Source organism: Rhodococcus sp. MPR-R1B, from assembly GCF_058793255.1.
Genome location: NZ_JBXAFO010000011.1, coordinates 38,429 through 58,857, shown reverse-complemented (window position 1 = coordinate 58,857; position 20,429 = coordinate 38,429). Strand labels below are relative to the sequence as shown.

16 protein-coding genes are annotated in these 20,429 nt (G+C 64.7%); 10 read left to right on the top strand and 6 right to left on the bottom strand.

Annotated elements, in window-relative coordinates:
- Positions 1-16 precede the first annotated feature (16 nt).
- The 6 genes from AC1Q61_RS17105 to AC1Q61_RS17080 all read left to right on the top strand — a co-directional run bounded on the left by AC1Q61_RS17105 (position 17) and on the right by AC1Q61_RS17080 (position 10,410).
- The gene (locus AC1Q61_RS17105) at positions 17-871 is read left to right on the top strand and encodes a PAC2 family protein (RefSeq protein WP_223257810.1); all 855 of its coding nucleotides are present in this window, start codon (positions 17-19) and stop codon (positions 869-871) included.
- Positions 868-2,028, top strand: a complete 1,161-nt coding sequence (locus AC1Q61_RS17100; RefSeq protein ID WP_050655280.1) for an MFS transporter — start codon at positions 868-870, stop codon at positions 2,026-2,028. Before AC1Q61_RS17105 ends, AC1Q61_RS17100 begins: the two co-directional genes overlap by 4 nt.
- A gap of 146 nt (positions 2,029-2,174) precedes the next feature.
- A complete protein-coding gene (locus tag AC1Q61_RS17095; RefSeq protein WP_019748530.1) occupies positions 2,175-3,260 on the top strand; it encodes a helix-turn-helix domain-containing protein in 1,086 nt (361 codons plus the stop codon).
- A gap of 33 nt (positions 3,261-3,293) precedes the next feature.
- Positions 3,294-4,799: a TIGR02677 family protein gene (locus AC1Q61_RS17090; protein ID WP_042924746.1), complete on the top strand. Its 1,506-nt coding sequence runs from the start codon at positions 3,294-3,296 to the stop codon at positions 4,797-4,799.
- Positions 4,796-6,238 carry a TIGR02678 family protein gene (locus tag AC1Q61_RS17085; protein ID WP_007733762.1) on the top strand — a complete coding sequence of 481 codons (1,443 nt, stop codon included), beginning with the start codon at positions 4,796-4,798 and terminating at the stop codon, positions 6,236-6,238. The genes AC1Q61_RS17090 and AC1Q61_RS17085 overlap by 4 nt, the downstream gene beginning before the upstream one ends.
- Positions 6,235-10,410 (top strand): TIGR02680 family protein, encoded by a 4,176-nt coding sequence (locus AC1Q61_RS17080; RefSeq protein WP_215515924.1) that lies wholly within the window; start codon positions 6,235-6,237, stop codon positions 10,408-10,410. The genes AC1Q61_RS17085 and AC1Q61_RS17080 overlap by 4 nt, the downstream gene beginning before the upstream one ends.
- Before the next feature lie 57 nt (positions 10,411-10,467).
- Here the strand turns inward: AC1Q61_RS17080 and mshC are convergent, their stop codons facing one another.
- Positions 10,468-11,709 carry a cysteine--1-D-myo-inosityl 2-amino-2-deoxy-alpha-D-glucopyranoside ligase gene (gene mshC / locus AC1Q61_RS17075; protein ID WP_042924743.1) on the bottom strand — a complete coding sequence of 414 codons (1,242 nt, stop codon included), beginning with the start codon at positions 11,707-11,709 and terminating at the stop codon, positions 10,468-10,470.
- 10 nt (positions 11,710-11,719) lie between these two features.
- Positions 11,720-13,810 (bottom strand): MMPL family transporter, encoded by a 2,091-nt coding sequence (locus AC1Q61_RS17070; protein ID WP_225320402.1) that lies wholly within the window; start codon positions 13,808-13,810, stop codon positions 11,720-11,722.
- A 127-nt stretch (positions 13,811-13,937) separates the two neighbouring features.
- On the opposite strand from AC1Q61_RS17070, the gene AC1Q61_RS17065 reads away from it, so the two are divergent.
- Entirely contained in the window at positions 13,938-14,399 is a 462-nt protein-coding gene (locus AC1Q61_RS17065) for a MarR family winged helix-turn-helix transcriptional regulator (protein WP_003946187.1), read from the top strand.
- On the opposite strand, the gene AC1Q61_RS17060 is transcribed toward AC1Q61_RS17065, so the two are convergent.
- From AC1Q61_RS17060 to AC1Q61_RS17045, 4 genes are read right to left on the bottom strand one after another with little or no spacing between them, the layout of a single operon-like run.
- Entirely contained in the window at positions 14,396-15,202 is an 807-nt protein-coding gene (locus AC1Q61_RS17060) for an SCO1664 family protein (RefSeq protein WP_030537533.1), read from the bottom strand. The two genes, AC1Q61_RS17065 and AC1Q61_RS17060, sit on opposite strands and share 4 nt — an antisense overlap.
- A 4-nt stretch (positions 15,203-15,206) precedes the next feature.
- Positions 15,207-15,806, bottom strand: coding sequence for a DUF3090 domain-containing protein (locus AC1Q61_RS17055; protein WP_003946200.1), 600 nt, complete (start codon positions 15,804-15,806; stop codon positions 15,207-15,209).
- A gap of 55 nt (positions 15,807-15,861) precedes the next feature.
- Positions 15,862-16,557, bottom strand: coding sequence for a histidine phosphatase family protein (locus AC1Q61_RS17050; RefSeq protein ID WP_003946173.1), 696 nt, complete (start codon positions 16,555-16,557; stop codon positions 15,862-15,864).
- A gap of 58 nt (positions 16,558-16,615) precedes the next feature.
- On the bottom strand, positions 16,616-17,461 hold the full coding sequence (locus AC1Q61_RS17045; protein WP_030537531.1) for an undecaprenyl-diphosphate phosphatase: 846 nt from the start codon (positions 17,459-17,461) through the stop codon (positions 16,616-16,618).
- Between the two features lie 228 nt (positions 17,462-17,689).
- Here AC1Q61_RS17045 and AC1Q61_RS17040 point away from each other — a divergent pair, with 228 nt between their 5' ends.
- The 3 genes from AC1Q61_RS17040 to AC1Q61_RS17030 all read left to right on the top strand — a co-directional run bounded on the left by AC1Q61_RS17040 (position 17,690) and on the right by AC1Q61_RS17030 (position 20,408).
- On the top strand, positions 17,690-18,625 hold the full coding sequence (locus AC1Q61_RS17040; RefSeq protein ID WP_003946175.1) for an aldo/keto reductase: 936 nt from the start codon (positions 17,690-17,692) through the stop codon (positions 18,623-18,625).
- A 92-nt stretch (positions 18,626-18,717) separates the two neighbouring features.
- Positions 18,718-19,404, top strand: coding sequence for a biliverdin-producing heme oxygenase (locus AC1Q61_RS17035; RefSeq protein ID WP_003946162.1), 687 nt, complete (start codon positions 18,718-18,720; stop codon positions 19,402-19,404).
- A complete protein-coding gene (locus tag AC1Q61_RS17030; RefSeq protein ID WP_042924733.1) occupies positions 19,401-20,408 on the top strand; it encodes a heme/hemin ABC transporter substrate-binding protein in 1,008 nt (335 codons plus the stop codon). The genes AC1Q61_RS17035 and AC1Q61_RS17030 overlap by 4 nt, the downstream gene beginning before the upstream one ends.
- Positions 20,409-20,429 lie beyond the last annotated feature (21 nt).

The window sequence follows — 20,429 nt, the reverse complement described above, 5'->3', positions numbered from 1 at the left end:
CCGCCTCGAGGGCGACATCCCTGTCCTACGTGATCCCATCCTCGTTGCAGCTTTCGAGGGCTGGAACGACGCCGGTGACGCAGCCAGCGGTGCGGTCGAACATCTCGAGCTGATCTGGGATGCCCAGCCGCTCGCCGAACTCGATTCAGAGGACTACTACGACTATCAGGTCAACCGCCCCACAGTCCGGCAGGTCGACGGTGTCACTCGCGAAATCGTCTGGCCGGCAACACGTTTGTCGGTCTGTTCGCCTCCTGGCAGCGAGAGCGACATCGTCCTGCTTCGCGGGATCGAGCCCAACATGCGGTGGCGCAGTTTCTGCGAGGATCTGCTCGAGCTGATCGACCAACTGAACGTCAAGACGGTCGTCATCCTCGGCGCCCTGCTCGCCGATACTCCGCACACCCGACCGGTCCCGGTGACGGGCACGGCCTACAGCAGTGAATCCGCCGCCCGATTCAACCTGGAACAGACGCGGTACGAAGGCCCGACGGGCATCACCGGGGTTCTTCAGGACGAGTGCGTTCGTGCTGGTGTACCCGCTATTTCGTTCTGGGCGGCGGTTCCGCACTACGTCTCGCAGCCACCCAACCCGAAGGCCACAGTGGCCCTCCTTCAACGAGTCGAGGATGTTCTCGACATCGAGGTCCCACTCGGGGAGCTCCCGGCTCAGTCGGAGGATTGGGAGGAAGCGGTCAACGAAATGACCGCGGACGACGAGGAAATCGGCGAATACGTGCGCACCCTGGAAGAACGGGGAGACGCCGAAACTGACATCAGCGAAGCAATCTCCAAGATCGACGGCGACGCCATCGCCGCGGAATTCGAGCGCTACCTCAGACGGCGAGGCCCCGGCAGCTTCGGACTGTGAGCAAGAACACTCCAGAAGAAGGCGGAAGTACACAGCGCCCACTGCGCCTACGGCTTCAGCTGATCGCGCTGTACGCCGGCGGGTTCCTCGGCCCGTTCGGCGGCGGCGTGGTTGCTTCGATCCTTCCCGAGATCGGTGACGATCTAGGGGTCGGTCCGTCGGCGGCCGCCTCTTCCCTCACCGCGTACCTGCTCCCCTTCGCCGCTCTGATGTTGGTGTCGGGGACACTCGGGACGCGGTGGGGCAAGGTTCGGACGGTGCGCATCGCTTACGGCGTCTACGTCCTCGCGTCGTTGGCATGCTTCCTCGCCCCGACACTCGAGATCTTCCTTGCCGCCCGGGTACTGCAGGGCTCCGCGAACGCATTCACCACGCCGCTACTGCTTGCCTCGTTGGCGGCCGCAACACCGCAGGCACGGCTGGGTCGAGCCCTCGGAGCCTTCGGCGCTTTCCAGGCCGCAGGGCAGTCGTCGGCTCCGTTGATCGGCGGACTGGCGGCCGAATTCGACTGGCGTCTGGCCTTTCTCGTCATCGCAGTGGTCGCGGGCATTCTGGGAGCCGTCGGACTTCCGAAGTCCGAAGCACCGGCAGCGACCACTCCCGCCCGTCTCCGCGATGCATTACGCCCCGAAGTGCTCCGCATCGGTATCGCTGCATTGCTCGGCTGGGGCGCCCTCGGTGGACTGAGCTTCCTGCTCGCCTTCCGCTTCGAAGACGAGTTCGGGCTGTCCCCCACCGTCCGCGGCCTACTGCTCACCGTCTTCGGCGTGGCCGGCATCCTCTCGGCCCGGCGCATCGGAATCCTCATCGATCGCATCGGCGCACGCTCCTCCGTGATGATCGGCGCCCTGGGCGGAGCAGTTCTGGTCTCCGTCGTCGGCCTTGCCGGCTTGGTGCCGGTGATCGCGATCGCATGGTTTGTCGCAGGCGTCGCGAGCCAGTTCGTGCTGGTCGGCGTCAACGCGGCGGTCCTCGGATCCGCGGGGCCGAACCGTGGCGGCGCCGTGTCCGTCGTCCAAGCGATGCGCTTCGGCGGCGCCGCTCTTGCTCCCCTGGCCCTGACACCGATTTACGACTCTTCGCCTGCCGCGAGCTTCCTGATCCCCGCACTACTGCTCGCCGTCGTCGCTCCCCTGATCATGCCGAAGCAACGCTGATCGGTCTCGGCAATTTCGAATTTGAAGTTGTGTAGGTAGTGAGTTTCTCGGCGAAAGCGACCACCGTTGTCGCGAGGCTGTCAGGGCGAACATTATTCGGAAAATCTTGTGTTTCCGTCGTTGACAGATATTGATACCATTGGAACATGAGCGAATCTGAGTCGGAACCGGAACGGCCGATCGACATTTTTCGGCGATCGGTTGCCGTCATCGAAGAAAATTTGCCTCCTACCTGGTCTTTGTCGACACAGCGCTCCCCCGACCTGTCCGAGGCGCCACTCCGACTCGACCTCCGCTCCCCAGACGGCGCGGTGGCCAAATTCGGCGTCTACGCCGCTCACGGTGTCCTGAGCAGCGACGTTCCCGGTATCGCCGATCGCTTCCCCACCGGTCAACCCGGCTTCGTGTGCGCAAAATATCTGTCCGAGCCGGTCCGCCGGCAGCTCGATTCCCACGCGATCTCGTACGCAGACGCCACGGGCAACGTGTCGTTGACCGCTGATCGACCCGCCGTCTGGGTGCGTGGACGCGGAGCCGACGCCGATCCGTGGCGGGGGCCCGGACGTCCTTCCGGACAGCTGACGGGTGATCCGTCAGCTCGCGTCGTGCGTGCGCTTGCCGATTTCGCGGCGCCACTGGCGATCACTGCCTTGGTGCGCCTGGCCGGTGCATCGACGGGAGCAACCTACCGGGTGGTTCAGACACTGTCGGATCGCGAACTGGTCACCCGGCTCCCCCGCGGTGGGATCGGTGACGTCCGCTGGCCGAAGATGCTTCGTGAATGGGCGGCTGAGGCCGGGGCCAAAGCGCCGACGCCTCACGGCTTTCACGCGCCGGACGGGTTGGAAGCACTCTTCGATCAACTGCGTCAGCTCAGCGGTCACATCTACGCCGGTACCGCCTCGGTGGCCGCCGCACCCTTTGCTCGGTACGCGCCCACTCGACGTGCCCACTTCCATGCCGACAACGTCGATCAGTTCGCCGACGCTCTCGGACTACGGCGGGTGGAATCCGGCGGTGACGTGTGGATCACCGCTCCCCTCTCACCGTCTGCCTTCGACCGATTGCTCACCCGCGACGGCATCCGCATCGTCGCCCCCAGCCAAGCGTTCGCCGATCTGCTGGTCGGCCCGGACTCCGACGAGGCGGCGGCCGAGCACCTGCTCACATGGATGATCGAGAACGAATCGCAGTGGCGACGCGCCGCATCCCCTGCTACGGATCGCCCGTAGGAAAAAGAGGGGGCGTCTCTCGCCTACCCTGTCATGGTGGAAGAAACGAGTGCGCCCGATTACGCCGCGTACGCCGACACCAATCGACTGAAGCTGTTTTCGTTCACGATCGCGGAAAAACGGGCCGAGTACCTCTGGGTACTTCGTGCCTTCGACCATGCTCGCGCCAACTACACCGTCCTGCTGCATGCCGGAGCCGTCGCGCACATCCTCGAGAAGATCGGTGGATCGGATCCGGCGGCCGATCTGTCGGCAGCAGAGGTCACTCCCCTGTTGGATCAGCTCCACGTGTGGGAGATCCTCGAGCGCAGCTACGACGGCACCCGCGCGGCCACGCTGGCCGAGTACCGCAATCGCCACTTCGTCTACCAGTTCGGTCAGGCCGGATACCAGGTCTATCGATCAGTCGAAGACGTTCTCGCCGCACGCCTGGACTCGGCGTCGCTCTCGCGTCTCGCTCTGCCGGACCTGCTCGCAGACATGTCCGAACTCGCCGAGGCCAACCGAAGCTCCGACGGCGATCTGATCTTCCGCAAGCTCAAGCGCCTCGACTCGACACTCTCCGACATGGCTGATCGAGCCGCGCACTTCTATCTGACCCTCGGGGACCTCGTACGGACCACGGAGATCACTCCGCAGGCTTTCCTCACGCACAAGGACGCTCTGCTCACGCACATGCGGGAGTTCAGCTCCGATCTGGCTCGCTACGCCCCCAAGCTCAAGGAAGCGATCGAGCACGTCGAATCCACCGGGGTCGATCGCATGATCCGCCTCGCCGCCGCCAGTGACGAACGGGTGTTCGTCCCGATCACCGAACGCGAGGACGACTGGGCTGCGCGCTGGCGAGGATTGACCGCCTGGTTCGTCTCCGCGGAATCGGGGATCAGCGAGTCCGAGCGTCTACGTGAGGGCACGATGAGCGCGATCGCCGCGGTTCTGGCGCTCCTTCGCCGCGTCACGGAAACCCGTCGCGGCGGCGTCAGCCGTGAGAGCCAGCTCCGGCACCTCGCCGGCTGGTTCGCCGCCACGCCGTCCGAAGACGCAGCTCATGCTCTGTTCCAGGCAGTGTTCGACCTCGGTCGTCCACGCCATCTCTCGATGGTGCATCCGGACGCCGACATCATTTCGCACTCACGCTCGTGGTGGGAGGCACCGCCGGTCGAGATCGCGCGAACACTCGCCGAAACCGGCCGCCCGCCCTCACCCGGCTTGCCGAGCAAAGTCGCCCGCAACGACGGCAGCATCCGCCGCCTGCGCGAAGAGCAGTTGGCGGCGCAACGTACGCGCAGTGCCGCGGCGCAATCCCTCGCGTCGAACGGTGTTTATCAGCGCGAACTCAACGAGCAGGAGACCGAAGTTTTGCTGAGTCTGCTCAATGCAGCACTGACCGCGCGCGTTCCGGTGGTGGGACGCGTCAAGAGCTCCGCCGGTAGTGAGAACGGGGTGAAGCTGACGCTCAGTCCCTCGGACGGTTCGACCACCATCAAGACCGCCCGCGGGCGTATGCACCTCGACGGCATCGAGGTCAGTGTTCGATGAGAGCTCGCGAGATCACGCCCCTTGCCCTCGACTCGTATCAACGCGCGGCGCGAGTGATCCTGTCCAACCACCTGATCACCTCGACGTACCCGGATCGAATTGCGTTGCCGCTCTTGCGCCGTTGGGCCACCGAGCTGCGTGACGACCTTCTCGAACTGTTCGGCTACCGCCTCGAGGTGACGGAGACCACCGCGCGCCTGTTCACGGTGTCGGATCGACTCAACCCGTCGGCACCGGCCCGAACTTCCTCCGAGCGAACCTTCGATCGCACGCGTTACGCCTACCTGGCATTGTGCCTGGCCGCGTTGGGCCGCGCCGGAAACCAGATCACGTTGTCGGAGTTGGCCGATCACGTCGCGGCCGATGCTGCACAAGTCGACGGCGTCGAACTCTCCACCGATCGTGCGTCCGACCGCGACGCCTTCGTCGACGCAGTGGGCTGGCTCGGAGTCAGAGGCGCCATCGCCCTCGCCGACGGTGACGCAAACGGCTGGGCGTCCAATCCCGAAGCGGGAGAAGCGCTCTACGACATCGACCGTTCCGTCGTCGTAGCGCTGTTCCGTCCACCGCGCGCCCTGCAGCACCTACACTCCATCCGCGGACTCCTGGCCGCCGAGACCTCGAGCGCCTCCGAGGACGACGGAATTCCCGTGGACGCGAAAGAGATCGGACGCCGAGTACGTCGGGCACTCGTCGAGCGCCCGGTCGTACTGGCCGGTGAACTCGATCAGCACGAATTGATCGCGTTGGCGCAGCCCAAGACCGCGTCGGAAGTCGAACTACTGACGGGGTTGGTGGCCGAGCGCCGCGCCGAGGGAATCGCGATGATCGATCCCACCGGTCGCCTCTCCGACGTCCGCTTCCCGAGCACCGGAACGATCGCTCAGGTGGCGCTTCTCCTGGCCGGCGAGATTGCCGACCGCGTACTCGACGTCGACGCTCCTGAACTGCCGAAACTTCCGATCCCGCACGTGTCGGACGATCACCTGATCGAACAACTCGATGCCGCCATCCCCGAGGCCGGGATCTTCGAGGACCTCGCCGACGAGGACGACGACTTCGTGCTGCCCGCCGGCGAACCGGCCGAGCCACCGCCACCCGTCACGTACCCGAAAATCGACGACGACTGGCTCGCTGACAAGGTCACCGAGTTGGTGGACCAGTTCGGGCGAACTTTCGCGGCGCAGTGGCAGGCCGATCACAACGGGCTGCGCAAGCAGGCGCTCGGGTTGCTGCAACGTCTGCGCCTGACGCATGCGGTCGACGGCGGCGTACTGGTGTTGCCCGTCCTTGCCCGGTACCGCGACGTCGTGGTCTCCGTGCGCGAACGCGATCCTCAGATCGACTTCGCGGTGGACAACTCCGCACCGGATCCGGTCGACGAATTCGGCCCCGAACCTTCCCCCAACGGCGAACTATCAGAGGTAGAGAACGTATGAGCAACGCCCGCTTCCGACCTACTCGGGCTGGAATCATCAACCTCTGGGATTACCGAGACCAAGAGTTCTCGTTCGCCGACGGTCGACTGGTTCTGCGGGGACCCAACGGATCCGGCAAGACCAAGGCCCTCGAGGTCCTGTTCCCGTTCGTCTTCGACGGCCGCATCGAACCGCGGCGCCTCAACCCGTTCGCCGGTGAAGAGCGCACGATGAAGTCCAACCTGCTCTACCGGGGCCAGGACAGCGCGCACTCCTACGTGTGGATGGAGTTCTGCCGCGGCTCCCTCGAAGATCCCGAGTCGGTGACCGTGGGAATCGGCATGCGCGCAACACGCACCAACGACAAGGTCACCCGCTGGTACTTCGTCGCCGACGGCCGCGTCGGAGTCGACTTCTCGCTGATCGGCAACGACGATCGTCCTCTCACCAAGAAGCAGTTGGCCGAACAACTCGGCAGCGATTCCATCACCGACCGTCCCCTCGACTACCGCACAGCCATCGACGCGCGAATGTTCGGTCTCGGTGTGCAGCGCTACGACCAGCTGATCAATCTCATTCTCACGCTTCGCCGCCCCCAGCTCGCGAAGAACCTCGACCCGAAGGGCCTTTCGCAGGCACTCACCGACGGTCTCCGTCCACTCGACGATCAGTTGGTCCTCGAAGCTGCGCGTTCGTTCAGCGACATGGAGGAAGTCGGCCGCGCGCTCGAGGGGCTCGCGGCCGCCGATCAGGCAGCCCAGAGTTTCATCGGGGTCTACACCAAGTACCTGCGTCAGCAGTCTCGCGGAGAGATCGAACAGGTCAGCACCCGCCTCGCAGCGGTCACCAGAGGTGTTGCCGCCATGGACGAGTCGTCGCTCGCCCAGACCCGCAGCCGTGAGGCGCGGGCAGCAGCCGAGGAGCGCTTCAACCAGGCCGAGCAGGCACTCGAGAACGCGCGCGCCAATGTCGAAGCACTGCAACGCTCGAGCGCGTACGAAGGCAAACAGCAACTCGACGACCTCGCCCAGGCCGTCGCGACGCTCAAGCTCTCGACCGAGCAGCAGGCAGACAAGTCCCGGAAAGCGCAGGCCGCACTCGCTCAACGCGGCGACGAAGCCGACAAGGCTGCATCGTCGGTCAAGCGTGCGGCCGAAGCACTCTCGCGCGCCGAGGACGAACTGCAGGCGGCCGCTGAGGACGCCGGCATCGTCTGGACTCCCCTGCCCGACGGCTCACGCAGTGACCAGATCACGGCAGCCGTCCGTGGCCATGCCGAGGAGCGTGACGGTGACGTACGCGTCGTCCGCACCGCACTGGCGACCGTCGAGAAGGCGGCGACCGAACGAACCCGGGCCGAAAACAGCTCTCGCCGTGGACAAGAGCTGCTCGAAGCGTCCAAGGCCGCGGTACTCGAGGGCGAAGCTGCCGTGGAACTCGCACGCAGTCAGTGCGCCAGCGGGCTGCGCGCGTGGTGGACCGATCACTCCTCCCTGTTTTCGGCTGTCGGCGCCGACACGTCGCTGTTCGAAGCTCTCGACGCGGCGCTCGCCGAAGTCGGCGACGAAGACGCTCCGGCGCTGTCCGCAGTTCTCGCCGAGCACACCGAAGCCGGCACCGAGACGCTGCGCGAGCGTCGACGTGAGGCCGAAGCTGAAATATCTGCCTCACACGCCTCCATCGCGGCTCTCAAATCCGAGCGCAAGGCCGTCTCGGCGGAACACGACGACGCTCCGCCTGCCTTCCACGCACGCACCGACAACCGCAGTGAACTGGGTGGTGCACCGCTATGGCAGTTGGTGCGCTTCGCCGATTCCGTCGAACCAGACGTGGCCACGGGAATCGAATCCGCACTCCAAGCGGCAAATCTGCTCGACGGCTGGGTCTGCCCGGACGAGAAGATTCCCGAGCACGTCAGCGAGCAGTTCCTGACGGCTCTGCCCGTCAAGCAGCGTCCGAAGGGACGAACGCTGGGCGACGTCCTCGAGGTCGAAGGCAATGCCGACGTACCCGACGCTCGGGTACAGGACATTCTCGCGTCGATCAGTCTCGTCGAGGCGCCGGGCGACTCCGACGCAAGCGTCGCGATCGGCGTCGACGGCCGCTTCTGGCAGGGCGTCGCGCGTGGCCGGCACGTCAAGGCCGACGCCGAGTACATCGGCACCACAGCACGGGCGCGTCGACGCGAGGCTCGGATCACCGAGATCGACGCGGCTCTGGAAGAACTTGCCGCGGCAGTCGATACGGCCAAGGCACTGGTGGCGCAGACCAACGAGCAACTGAGCCGGATCAACTCTGCGGCAAAGGAATTGCCGAAGACAGGTTCGATCCTGCGCGCACTCAAGACCGTCACCGAATCAGCCGGCGCACTCCGTACTCGCTCGGAGGCCACGGAAACGGCACAACGCGAACTCGACGCGGCGATCGCTGATCTCGCGGCGAAGGAAAAGCAACTCCGAGCGACGGCGTCGCAGCACCGGACGCCGCATATCGGCCGTGAACTCGACTCCCTCGCGGCGGCGATCCGCCATTTCGAGAAGCAGGGCGAACTGGCGCTGCGCTGCCGACGGGAGCATGCCAAGGAAGTCGAACTCGAACGCGAGTCTCGCGACCGTCTCGACGAATCACGCGCCAATGCGGAGGAATTCGCCGAGGAAGCCGCCATCGCCGAGGAGAGTCTGCTCCAGCAGGTGCAGCGTCTCGAGACGCTGCGCGACACCCTCGGTGCCAGCGCCGAGCAGATCGACCTGGACCTGGCAAAAGCCCGCGCGAAGATCGAAGAATGCAAGGTCGAACAGCGTGCGGCGCGAAAGGCGTACGACGCCGCCGTCCTCCAGATCGGCACGGCGGAGGGTGCGTACAACACCGCCGTGGAGACCTTGCGTCACACCCTGACCGAAACCCGCAGTGATGCAGAGCGACTCGCACCCTACGCGCGCCCGGACCTTCTCGAGTTGTTGGGCGTCAAGGAACATCTGAGCTGGCCGGCAAGTTCAGCGGCGTGGATGAGCCCCGATCAGTTGGTCTACCGCATCCAGAACGAAGATCGCAGCGAGGACGCAGCCCACCCGCCTGTCCTCCCCGAAGACGTCGACAAGTTGTACCGAGCGCTCGAGGCTGCGACCTCGGCAGTCAGAGTCACCGACGGCGCCCGAAAGGCAACCCGCACGGCACTGACCTCGGCGCTGCAGGACTTCGACGCGCAACTCGCAGCAGCCGGACAGGACTACCGTCTGCAGTGGGATGCACCGGATGGGCTGACCGTCGTACGAGTCCAGGACGATCAGGGCTATTCGTCGATCGGCGAGTTCGCAACGCGGATCCACGACGCTCGCGGCGATCAGGAGCAGTTGCTCACCGAATCCGAGCGTCGCATTCTCGAAGATGCCCTGTTGACGGGATTGGCTCAGCAGATCCACGAGCGCACGGTCGACGCACGCGAGTTGATCGCACAGATGGGCACCGAGATGCGTGAGCGTCGGATGTCCTCAGGCAATACCATCGGCGTTCACTGGGTGCTCGCCGACAACCTCGACGACAGCTCGCGGGCGATCTCCAAGCTGCTGGATCGAGACGCGTCGGCCCTCGGCGTCGATGAACTGGCAACTCTGCGAGCACATTTCGCGACGCAGATCCGTACCGCCCGCGCGGCGCACCCCGAACGCTCGTACCCGGAGATTCTGTCCTCGGCGCTCGACTACCGTCAATGGCGCGTGTTCTCGTTCACCCTCATCAGCGGTGAGGGCAAGGAAGACCGTCTTACCGTCGCGCGGCACAGCGCGCTGTCCGGTGGCGAGCAGTCCGTCTCGCTGCACCTTCCTTTGTTCGCCGCGGCGCACGTCATGTTGGACTCGGCCGACCCGCACGCCCCGCGTCTGCTGGCACTCGACGAGGCCTTCGCCGGTGTCGACGACAACGGTCGCAGCGAGCTTCTCGGCTTGAGCGTTCAGTTCGACCTGGACCTCTTCATGACCGGCTACGACCTGTGGATCACATACGCAGACGTCCCCGGCTGTGCGCACTACGACCTCGCGCACTCCACGGCCGAACAGGCTGTCAGCGCCGCGCTGCTGGTCTGGTCGAACGGTGAGCTGCTCGCCGAGCACGACGGAACGGATCTGGCGAGGGCATTGGGCTCGCCGCTACGGCGCCGGGTACCGACACCAGCCGAAGGTGCGTTGGACTACGCCTAGAAACTGCTGTGCGCCTTTATTAACCGCCCGCGGTTAATAAAGGCGCACAGCAGGGGTTCAGCGAAGCGAAATACCCAGTAGGGCGTCGACGGCATCGGCGAACTCGCCGGGTGCCTGCGTGTCGGATCCGCCGCCCTCGATGGCGCGGCGGGCCCAACCGTCGAGCGCGTCGAGCGCCTTCGGGGTGTCGAGATCGTCGGCCAGGTGCTGACGCAAACGCGCAACAGTGTCAATGGCAGACGGCGCAGAACCGAGAGCTGCTGCCTCGCGCCACACCTTCAGGCGCGACTGAGCATCCGCGAGGACCTGATCGGTCCACGCGCGATCCTGGCGGTAGTGGCCGGACAGAAGTCCGAGACGGATTGCCGCTGGGTCCACCCCCTCGCCGCGCAGCTTGGAGACGAAGACCAGGTTTCCGCGACTCTTCGACATCTTCTCGCCGTCGAGACCGATCATGCCGGTGTGCACATAGTGCCGCGCGAATCGGCGATCACCCGTTGCCGATTCGGCATGCGCAGCCGAGAACTCGTGGTGCGGGAAGATCAGATCGCTGCCACCGCCCTGGACGTCGAAGCCGGAGCCGATGCGGTTGAGTGCAATGGCCGCGCATTCGATGTGCCAGCCGGGGCGACCCGGTCCGAAGGGTGAGGGCCACGAGGGCTCGCCCGGACGCTCCGCACGCCAGACAAGTGCGTCGAGCGGATTGCGCTTTCCGACGCGATCGGGATCTCCGCCGCGTTCGGCAAAGAACTTCTCCATCGTCGCGCGGTCGTAGCCCGACTCGTAGCCGAACTGCTCGGTCGCGTCGGCACGGAAGTAGACGTCGGGGAACTCCGCGTCGTCGACGATGTACGCGGCACCGGACGCCACGAACTTCTCCACCAACTCGACTACTTCGTTCACCGATTCGACGGCGCCGATGTAGTCCTTCGGCGGAAGCACACGCAGCGCTTCCATGTCCTCGCGGAAGAGTGCCGTCTCACGCATGCCGAGGACGATCCAGTCCTCGCCGTCGCGATTGGCTCGCTCGAACAGCGGGTCGTCCACGTCGGTCACGTTCTGGACGTAGTGGACATCGTGTCCGGCGTCGCGCCAGATGCGGTTCACGAGGTCGAACGTGAGGTACGTGGCCGCGTGGCCGAGGTGGGTGGCGTCGTACGGGGTGATGCCGCAGACGTACATCGTCGCCTTCTCGCCCGGGGTGACGGGGCGAACCTGACGGTCGGCTGTGTCGTACAGCCGCAACGGCGGCCCCTGACCGGGAACGGACGGGAGTGCGGTATCGGACCAAGACTGCATGCTGCCGAGCCTAGTGGAGACTGCTCTGAGGCTGGGAAGGTGCTGGCTGATCCTGCTCTGGTTCGGGCGTCGACGCGAGCTTGCTCGGCCACCAGATCTTCTGACCGATGTCGTAGGTCAAGGCCGGGACCAGCAAGGATCGGACGATCAGAGCGTCGAGCAGGACACCGAACGCCACGATGAACGCGATCTGGGCGAGGAACAACAGAGGGATCACCGCCAACGCCGAGAAGGTTGCTGCCAGAACAACTCCGGCAGATGTGATCACCCCGCCGGTCACCGTGAGTCCCCGCAGAGCGCCCGCCCTGGTGCCGATCTTCAGCGCTTCCTCACGCACCCTCGTCATGAGGAAGATGTTGTAGTCGATTCCCAGAGCCACGAGGAACACGAACGCAAAGAGCGGGACCACCGGATCCGCGCCGGGGAAACCGAAGATGTGGTCGAACACCAGCGACGAAATGCCCAGTGTCGCAGCAAACGAGAGCACAACGGTGCCCATGAGAAGCAGCGGTGCGAGAAGCGAACGCAGCAAGAGCGAGAGAATCACGAACACCACGATGATCACCACGGGAATGATGAGTGTCCGGTCCCGTGTCGAGGTGGTCTTCGTGTCGAGGTCGGTCGCAGTGACGCCACCGACCAATGCGTCGGCGCCCTCCACTGAGTGAACTGCATCACGCAGTCGCACGATGGTGTCTTCGGCCTCGAGCGAGTCGGCAGCGTCAGTCAACGTCGCCTGCAGGGAGACTCGCCCGTCGACGACCAGTGGGGCTCCCCCGTTCTGCACGACGCTCACGTCGCTGACACCCTCGACGCGACTGGCTGCCGCAACGGCATCCACTTGGTCTGCATTCGCGATGACCACGGCCGGTGAACCCGAACCCGCGTCGAAGTGCTCGCCGAGAATCTCCTGGCCTGCAACCGAATCGACATCGAGCAAGAAGATGTCGGACGACGAGACACCGCTGGCTTTGAACTGCGGCATCATCATCGCGAAGATCACCAGCACCAGAGTCGACGCCACCCAGAAGCGGCGCGGATGCCTACCGATTCGAGCAGCGAGCCCGGCCCAGAACCGGTGATCGTTCGCCTCGTCGTGGTGCTCGCGGTCTGCATCGAACTTCGGCTTGGTCGGCCAGTACGCCGTCCTCCCGAACAGAACCAGGACAGCAGGTAGGAAGGTCATCGATGCGAGGAAGGACGCGGCGATACCGATGGCGGCCACCGGACCGAGTCCGCGGTTCGAGTTCAGGTCGGAGAGCAACAGGCACAGAACGCCCGCGATGACCGTTCCTGCAGACGCTGCGACAGGTTCGAGCGTCGCGCGCCACGCAGTGCGCATTGCTGCGTACTTGTCCTTCTCGATCCGCAATTCTTCCCGGTAACGAGAGACCAGCAGTAGCGCGTAGTCGGTGGCGGCACCGAACACGAGGATGAACAGGATGCCCTGGCTCTGACCGTTCAGTGCGATGACGTCCGCGTCCGCGAGCAGATACACGAGCAAGCTCGACAATCCGAGTGCGAAGATCGCCGAGAAGATCACCACGAACGGCAGGATCGGGCTTCGGTAAACGATGATCAGGATCACGATCACGACGGATCCGGCTACCAACAACAGCAATCCGTCGATACCGGCGAATGCTGCCGACAGATCCGCAACCTGCCCAGCGGGGCCCGTGACCTTGACTGTCAGTCCGTCAGGGCTCGACTCCAGCGCCGCGCGCAGCGCTTTCACGCTGTCCTTGACTTCGAGGGTGCTGTCGACCGGCAGGAACATCTGGAGTGCCTGGCCGTCGGCCGACGGGATCGGCGGCGATGAGGCGTCGCCGAATCCTTCGGTACCGACAAACGAATCGACGGTCTGGGAAAGGAAGGTGGAGTCGGCGGGCTCGAGGCCACCCGGTCGTTCCGCCACGATGATGGCCGGCACGAAGCGCGTGTCCGTGAAGCTCTCTTGAAGCTTTGCCACCTCGGTCGCTTCGGCCGACGCGGGCAGGAACGACGTGTTGTCGTTCTGCTGCACCGTGCTGAGCTTTCCGGCGAACGGACCGCCGAATCCTCCGATTGCCAGCCAGCCGATCACGAGGAGAGCTGGCACAATCCATCGAAGGCGACGAACAGGACGATTTTGTACTGGTGTGCTCACTGGGTCTCCAGGGATCGGCAGCAGAGGACTTGCCGACTATTTTGTTCAGCATGCTGAGTAATTGCAAACGGAAGGCAGAAAAATGAGCAGCGACGGCCTGGACGACTGGCCCACCGGCCGGCTGTTGTCCACCGCTGCACGCCTGGTGGAGCACTCGTGGGAGAAGGTCTTGCGGTCTCAGGACATGACGCACGCGGGCCTGATCGTGCTCCACTCGATCGCCGGTGGGGCGGCGTCTCAACGCGACATCGCGAAGAACGCCCGAGTCACCGATCAGACGATGAGCCGCACGATCGACCGTCTCGAACGAGCGGGTTACGTCACTCGTGACACCGATCCGAGGGACGAGCGTCGGCGCGTGATCGCGATAACCGACGCCGGAAGACTGACGTACGAGCGACTACTGACGCTCGAGAAAGAAGATGCGGCGTTGACCGTCGGCGTCGGGGATGTCGCCGCGCTGCGCGAACAACTACTGCGATTGGTTCGCTCACCCGGATTGAAGACGGCAACTCGCGAACAGCAGGAAACGTCTCGCGACTAGAAGGCCGGCCAGGGAATCGTTCGATGGCCGTTCGGCTCAGGCATCACAGCGGACTCGGCGAACTGCATCGCCCGCACCGCCAAGGCCACGATTTCCTCTTCGGTGATCAGTTCGGACAACTCGTCGCCGAGATCCCCGTCGAGAGTTGTCGCGAATTCGGCGACGTCGGCGATCAAAGCACCGGGTACGGGCTGCCCGGCCCACCCCCACAACACGGTCCGCAGCTTGTTCTCCGAGTGAAGACAGATTCCGTGATCAACGCCGTACACCGAGCCGTCGACGCCTTCGAGGGCGTGACCACCTTTGCGGTCGGCGTTGTTGATGAGGACGTCCAGAACGGCCATTCGCTGCAGCCGTGGATCGTCCGCATGGATCAGGGAGACTGGTTCACCCTCCGAGTCGAAGGCCTGTAGGACCTCGAACCACCCCGGCGGAACATTGCCGGGACTGCACAGGTCCACCATCTCGAGTCCGCCAGATCCATCCGCGCGGCGATCGACGGTGTCGATCCATCGCTGCACCATGCCTGGACCGAAAGGGCCGTCCCGCAACACTGTTCGCGGAATCACTCCCCAACCCAGCGCCTCGGACACGCGGTACGACGCGACCTCACGCCCCGCCAGAGTGCCGTCCGGGAAATCCCACAGTGGGCGTTCACCCCGGACCGGCTTGTAGACCACGCGGGTGGACTTCTCCCCCAGAGTTGACTCACATACCAGCGTGGCGTTGCTCGCCGTGGTGATCTGACCGATCAGAGTCAGATCACCCTCGAGCAGCACGTCCGGCACACCAGGTTCGGACACGACGTCAGACCTCGTCGTCGTCTGCGTCGTCGATCGCGAAACCGAAGGACTCGCCGCGTCGGTACCCATTGGTGCGGATGCAGACGTGCCCCTCGGGCGCCAACGGTTCACCACACAGCGGGCACGGCGCGCGTCCCGCCGCGATGACGCGTTCGGACCGCAGCGAAAACTCGCGCGCTTGCTCCGGAGTCAGGAACACACGGACCGCGTCCGGACCGTCGTCGGCGTCGTCGAGGACAACCGATTCGTCGAACTCCGTCTCGCTGACGGCAAGCAGCTCCACGACGACCGCCCCGGCATCGGCGTCCCAACCGAGCCCCATCGTGCCGACCCGGAACTCCGCGTCGAGCGGTGTGACCAGCGGGCTGAGGTCGGAGACGTCGTCGGCTTGTGGCGGAACCTCGGTTCCGAAGCGTCGATGTACCTCTTCGAGGAGTAAGCCCATGCGATCGGCGAGGACCTGAACCTGCTGCTTCTCGAGCAGCACACTCACCACCCGTGATTCGTGCACGGCCTGGAGATAGAAAGACCTGTCACCGGGTTCGCCCACCGTTCCTGCGACAAATCGGTCAGGAGTGCGAAATACGTGAATCGCGCGCGACATTGCACCTCCTCGAGTTCGAGCAGAACATCACTGAATACCCATTATCCGTCACAGCTCACGCACCGACCTCTCCGCCGGGGACGGACTCCTGCGCGGGAGCCGAACCGTTGGTCGCGGCCTTCGCCGCACCGATCGCGGCGAGTACGTCTCCGGTGTCGTTGACGCGAAGAACGAACGGCAGTGTCGCCGTGTAGCGAATCACACTGACCGAGGCGGGCTCGGCGACGATGCGCTGGAACGAATCGAGGTGCATCGCAAACGCGTCGGCGAGAACCGATTTGATGACGTCACCGTGCGTGCACGCGATCCAGACGACGTCCTTGCCGTGTTCTTCGGCCAGCCGTGCGTCGTGCTCTCGGATCGCGGCAACGGCTCGCGCCTGTACCTGGGCCAGCCCTTCACCGCCGGGAAACACTGCACCGGAAGCGTGGCGCTGCACCACTTTCCAGAGCGGTTCTTCCAAGAGTTCCTTGAGCGGGCGACCCGTCCAGTCGCCGTAATCGACCTCGATGAGGCGATCCTCGACCACCGGCGTCAGACCACGGTCGACGGCAATGGGGCCGACCGTCTGCTCACACCGCAACAGCGGCGAGCGGACGATCTCCGCGATGTCCAGACCGACCAGCCGATCGACGACGCCTTCGGCCTGTTTCCGGCCGTGGTCGTCGAGTTCCACACCCGGCGTTCGACCGGCCAGGGTATGGGCAGTGTTGGACGTCGACCGCCCGTGCCGCAGTAGGACAACTGTCATTCCACAACCCTAATGGGGCGGTGGCCGCACGGACGGGTGGTCGACGTCGAAACGGGCCCTATGTCGCGGACACGACCCCTGTGGCCAGCAACGCAAGGACGACTACGCCGAGAGCGATTCTGTATCCGACGAACCAGTACATGGAGTGATCGACAACAAATCGAAGCAGCCAGGCGATCGCTGCGTAACCGACCGCGAAGGCGATGACGGTTGCCACCAGCAACTGCGGACCGCTCGCGTTCAGACCCTCACCAGCCGGCTCGAAGGCATCCGGGAGGCTGAACAAACCGGAGGCGAGAACTGCCGGAATCGCCAACAGGAACGAGTAACGGGCTGCGGCCTCACGGGTGAGTCCGAGGAAAAGGCCGGCACTGATCGTGCCACCCGAACGTGAGACACCCGGGATGAGCGCGAGCGCCTGAGCCGAACCCATGATGATGCCGTCGCGCGCTGTGAGCGATTCGATCGGGCGCGTCTTGCGTCCGTAGTACTCGGCAGCAGCAATGACGAGCGCGAACACGATCAGCATCGTGGCAATCAGCCACAGATTGCGTGCGCCGGTACGGATCTGGTCTTTGAAGAAGAACCCGAGGATGCCGACCGGGATGGTGCCGATGATGACGTACCAGCCCATCCGGTAATCGAGATCGCCCCGGTGCTCGGCATTGAACACACCTCGGAACCAGGCAGTGATGATCCTCACGATGTCGCGTGCGAAGTAGATCAGGACCGCCAACTCGGTGCCGAGCTGCGTCACCGCGGTGAACGACGCGCCGGCGTCACTGCCGAAGAATATCTCCGACACGATTCGCAAATGTCCGGAAGACGAGATGGGCAGGAACTCGGTCAAGCCCTGCACGAGGCCCAGGATCACGGCCTGGAGCCAGGTCATCGCTTCGCCCATCACTCACCGATCCCGGCTGATTCGAATGGGGTTACTGCACACAGGTTTCGTGTGTCGGGTTCACGTTTCACCGGCGCCACGCTACCGGGGCCCACGGCGCCGCGCCGCGCCCGGCACGTCCGTGTCCGAATACCCCGACTCGAGGCGAGCGCCTACTAGTCTGCACGTGGTGAGATCTCTCGGGTGCCGCACTTGCGCACACGAGTCGGGCGCGAGATGCAGGCGGTTATGAAGCACAGATCTGTCGGAACGAGCGGACTTCGGGTCTCGCGACTTGGGCTCGGCACACTGACATGGGGACGCGACACGGACGGCGACGAGGCTGCTGCGCAGCTACTCGCGTTCGCCGAGGCCGGCGGAACCCTGGTCGACACCTCGCCCGCCTACGGCGCCGGTGCGGCGCAACGAATCCTCGCCGAGTTGCTCGACGACGTCGTTCCACGTGACGAACTCATCATCAGCTCGAGCGCCGGCATCGACCCCACACCGATCGGCACCGACCGCGTCGACTGCTCGCGGCGCGGATTGCTCCGCCAGCTCGACGCGACTCTTCGTGAACTCGGAACCGACTTCCTCGACATGTGGCAGGTCGCAACCTGGGATCCGCTCACGCCCGTCGACGAGGTTGCAGCAACCCTCGACTACGCCGTCTCGAGCGGTAAGGTGCGGTACGTCGGAGTGCGCGGCTACCTCGGCTGGCAGCTCGCGACGGCCGTAGGAGCCGGTGGCGCAACAACACTCGCCGCGACGCAGGCCGAGTACTCGTTGCTCGCACGCGGCGTCGAGGAAGAATTGTTCGCAGCGGCGGCCCATCACGGCGTCGGAGTGTTCGCCGCAGTACCCCTCGCGGGCGGTGTGCTGACCGGCAAGTACCGCGACGGCATTCCCGTCGATTCCCGCGGCGCCGACGAAGCACATTCGCAGGATGTGCAGAGCTATCTGACCGATTCCTCGATCCGGGTGGTCGACGCAGTCGTTACCGCTGCCGACGGTCTGGGTACTTCCCCACTGGCGGTGGCACTGGCCTGGGCGCGCGATCGCGCCGGGGTGGCCAGCGCCGTCGTCGGCACGCGTGATCTCGCCCAGTTGACAGGAGTACTGGCAACCGAAGAATTGGAACTTCCGAAAGCGATTGCCGCGGCTCTCGACGATGTGAGCGCTTGATCTGTCCCGCTGATCGAAATACCGGAGGTATCGCGTTGGCGAGGGCAGGCTAACCTAGTAGGCAACGCTTGACTACAGCCTCAGGAGAATCAATGACCACGCTCGACGTAGACAGCCTTTCCGCAGACGCAGGCCCAGCCTTCTCCGAACGAATCAAGACCGAGACGGACGCAGCACACCGCGAGACGGAGCAGTCGCGATTCGTAGGCGCACTACTCGGCGGTGAGCTGACCACGGCTGGCTACGCCGCACTTCTGGGACAGACGTACCTCGTCTACACGAGCCTCGAAGAGGCCGGCCGCACACACGCCGACAACGAGTTGGTCGCCCCGTTCCTGTCCGAGGATCTGTTGCGCGTGGCTTCACTCGAGGCCGATCTCGAGTTCCTCGGCGGACCGAACTGGCGCGACGAACTCGTGGCACTGCCGGCAACCGAGCGCTACATCGCCCGCCTGAAGGAGGTGGCGTTCGACTGGCCTGCCGGCTTCGTCGCACATCACTACCTTCGGTACATGGGCGATCTCTCGGGCGGACAGATCATCCGCCGGATGCTCGAACGCGCCTACGGATTCGAGACCGACGGACTTCGCTTCTACATCTTCGAAGGCATCCCCAAGCCGAAGCCTTTCAAGGACGACTACCGCTCGAATCTGGATGCACTGCAGATTCCTGCCGAGGAACAGCAGCGTTTCATCGACGAGGTGAATCTGGCGTACCGCCTCAACGGCGACTTGTTCGCCGACCTCGAAGGCGACATCGAGAGCTACCTCGTCAAATGATGAAGCGCTTGGCCGCGGCGGCTCTGGTCGCAGCAGCCGGTTTCGGTCTGGTGGCTTGCGGGTCCAGCGACACTCCGACGACATCTCAGGGTGCCAGGACCGCGGTACTCGAAGATTCCAGCCCGGTTCCCGTGTCCGACAACCCGACCGCGACACTGCCCGTGACGGTGAAGAGCTTCGACGGCGTCGACGTGACCATCACCGACAACAGCCGGATTGTTGCGGCCGACCGCTACGGGACGCTCGCGACGACGACGGTGGCGCTCGGCCTCGGTGACAATCTCGTCGGCCGCGACACCGCCGCCAAGTTCCCCGCAGTCGCGGACGTGCCGGTTGTCACGGTCGGCGGCCAATCGCTCAACACCGAGGCAATTCTCGACCTCAATCCCACCGTTGTTCTCACCGACACCAGTATCGGGCCCAAGAGCGTCCAGGATCAGTTGCGCGCCGCCGGTGTTCCCGTCGTCTTCTTCGATCCGACCCGAACACTCGAGGGTGTGCCAGGACAACTCCAGGCCGTCGCCGACGCGCTCGGCGTCCCCGCCCAGGGCGCAGCGCTGGTCGATCGGACCGAATCGGAAATCGCTGGAGCTCGTGACCTGGTCCCCACCGAGGGCGATCCACTGAAAATCGCATTCCTCTACATGCGCGGATCGGCCATCACCATGATCGGCGGTGAAGGGTCCGGAGCAGATTCCTTGATCGAGGCACTCGGCGCCACCGATGCAGGAACCGCCTCGGGCATCACACAACAGTTCGTGCCCATCACCAGCGAAGCGCTCATCGCCGCAGCGCCTGACGCCCTGCTGATGATGACGGACGGATTGGCATCGATCGGCGGAATCGACGGCCTCGAAAAGGTCCCTGGCATCGCGCAGACGCCGGCTGGAAAGAACAAACGAGTAGTCGACATGGCGGACGGTGTACTGCTCAGCTTCGGGCCCAACACCGGACGCGTCATGGCGGCACTCGCCGAAGCGATCTACGAGCCCGGTGGATCGTGAGCAAAGATTCGTGAGCAAAGA

What these genes read in the sequence shown, in the direction of transcription:
- AC1Q61_RS17080 (WP_215515924.1), top strand. Translation starts at nt 6,235, where the DNA reads ATGAGCAACGCCCGCTTCCGACCTACTCGGGCTGGAATCATCAACCTC.
- AC1Q61_RS17040 (WP_003946175.1), top strand. Translation starts at nt 17,690, where the DNA reads ATGAAGCACAGATCTGTCGGAACGAGCGGACTTCGGGTCTCGCGACTT.
- AC1Q61_RS17085 (WP_007733762.1), top strand. Translation starts at nt 4,796, where the DNA reads ATGAGAGCTCGCGAGATCACGCCCCTTGCCCTCGACTCGTATCAACGC.
- AC1Q61_RS17035 (WP_003946162.1), top strand. Translation starts at nt 18,718, where the DNA reads ATGACCACGCTCGACGTAGACAGCCTTTCCGCAGACGCAGGCCCAGCC.
- AC1Q61_RS17045 (WP_030537531.1), bottom strand. Translation starts at nt 17,461, where the DNA reads ATGGGCGAAGCGATGACCTGGCTCCAGGCCGTGATCCTGGGCCTCGTG.
- AC1Q61_RS17095 (WP_019748530.1), top strand. Translation starts at nt 2,175, where the DNA reads ATGAGCGAATCTGAGTCGGAACCGGAACGGCCGATCGACATTTTTCGG.
- AC1Q61_RS17090 (WP_042924746.1), top strand. Translation starts at nt 3,294, where the DNA reads ATGGTGGAAGAAACGAGTGCGCCCGATTACGCCGCGTACGCCGACACC.
- AC1Q61_RS17050 (WP_003946173.1), bottom strand. Translation starts at nt 16,557, where the DNA reads ATGACAGTTGTCCTACTGCGGCACGGGCGGTCGACGTCCAACACTGCC.
- AC1Q61_RS17030 (WP_042924733.1), top strand. Translation starts at nt 19,401, where the DNA reads ATGATGAAGCGCTTGGCCGCGGCGGCTCTGGTCGCAGCAGCCGGTTTC.
- mshC (WP_042924743.1), bottom strand. Translation starts at nt 11,709, where the DNA reads ATGCAGTCTTGGTCCGATACCGCACTCCCGTCCGTTCCCGGTCAGGGG.
- AC1Q61_RS17055 (WP_003946200.1), bottom strand. Translation starts at nt 15,806, where the DNA reads ATGTCGCGCGCGATTCACGTATTTCGCACTCCTGACCGATTTGTCGCA.
- AC1Q61_RS17065 (WP_003946187.1), top strand. Translation starts at nt 13,938, where the DNA reads ATGAGCAGCGACGGCCTGGACGACTGGCCCACCGGCCGGCTGTTGTCC.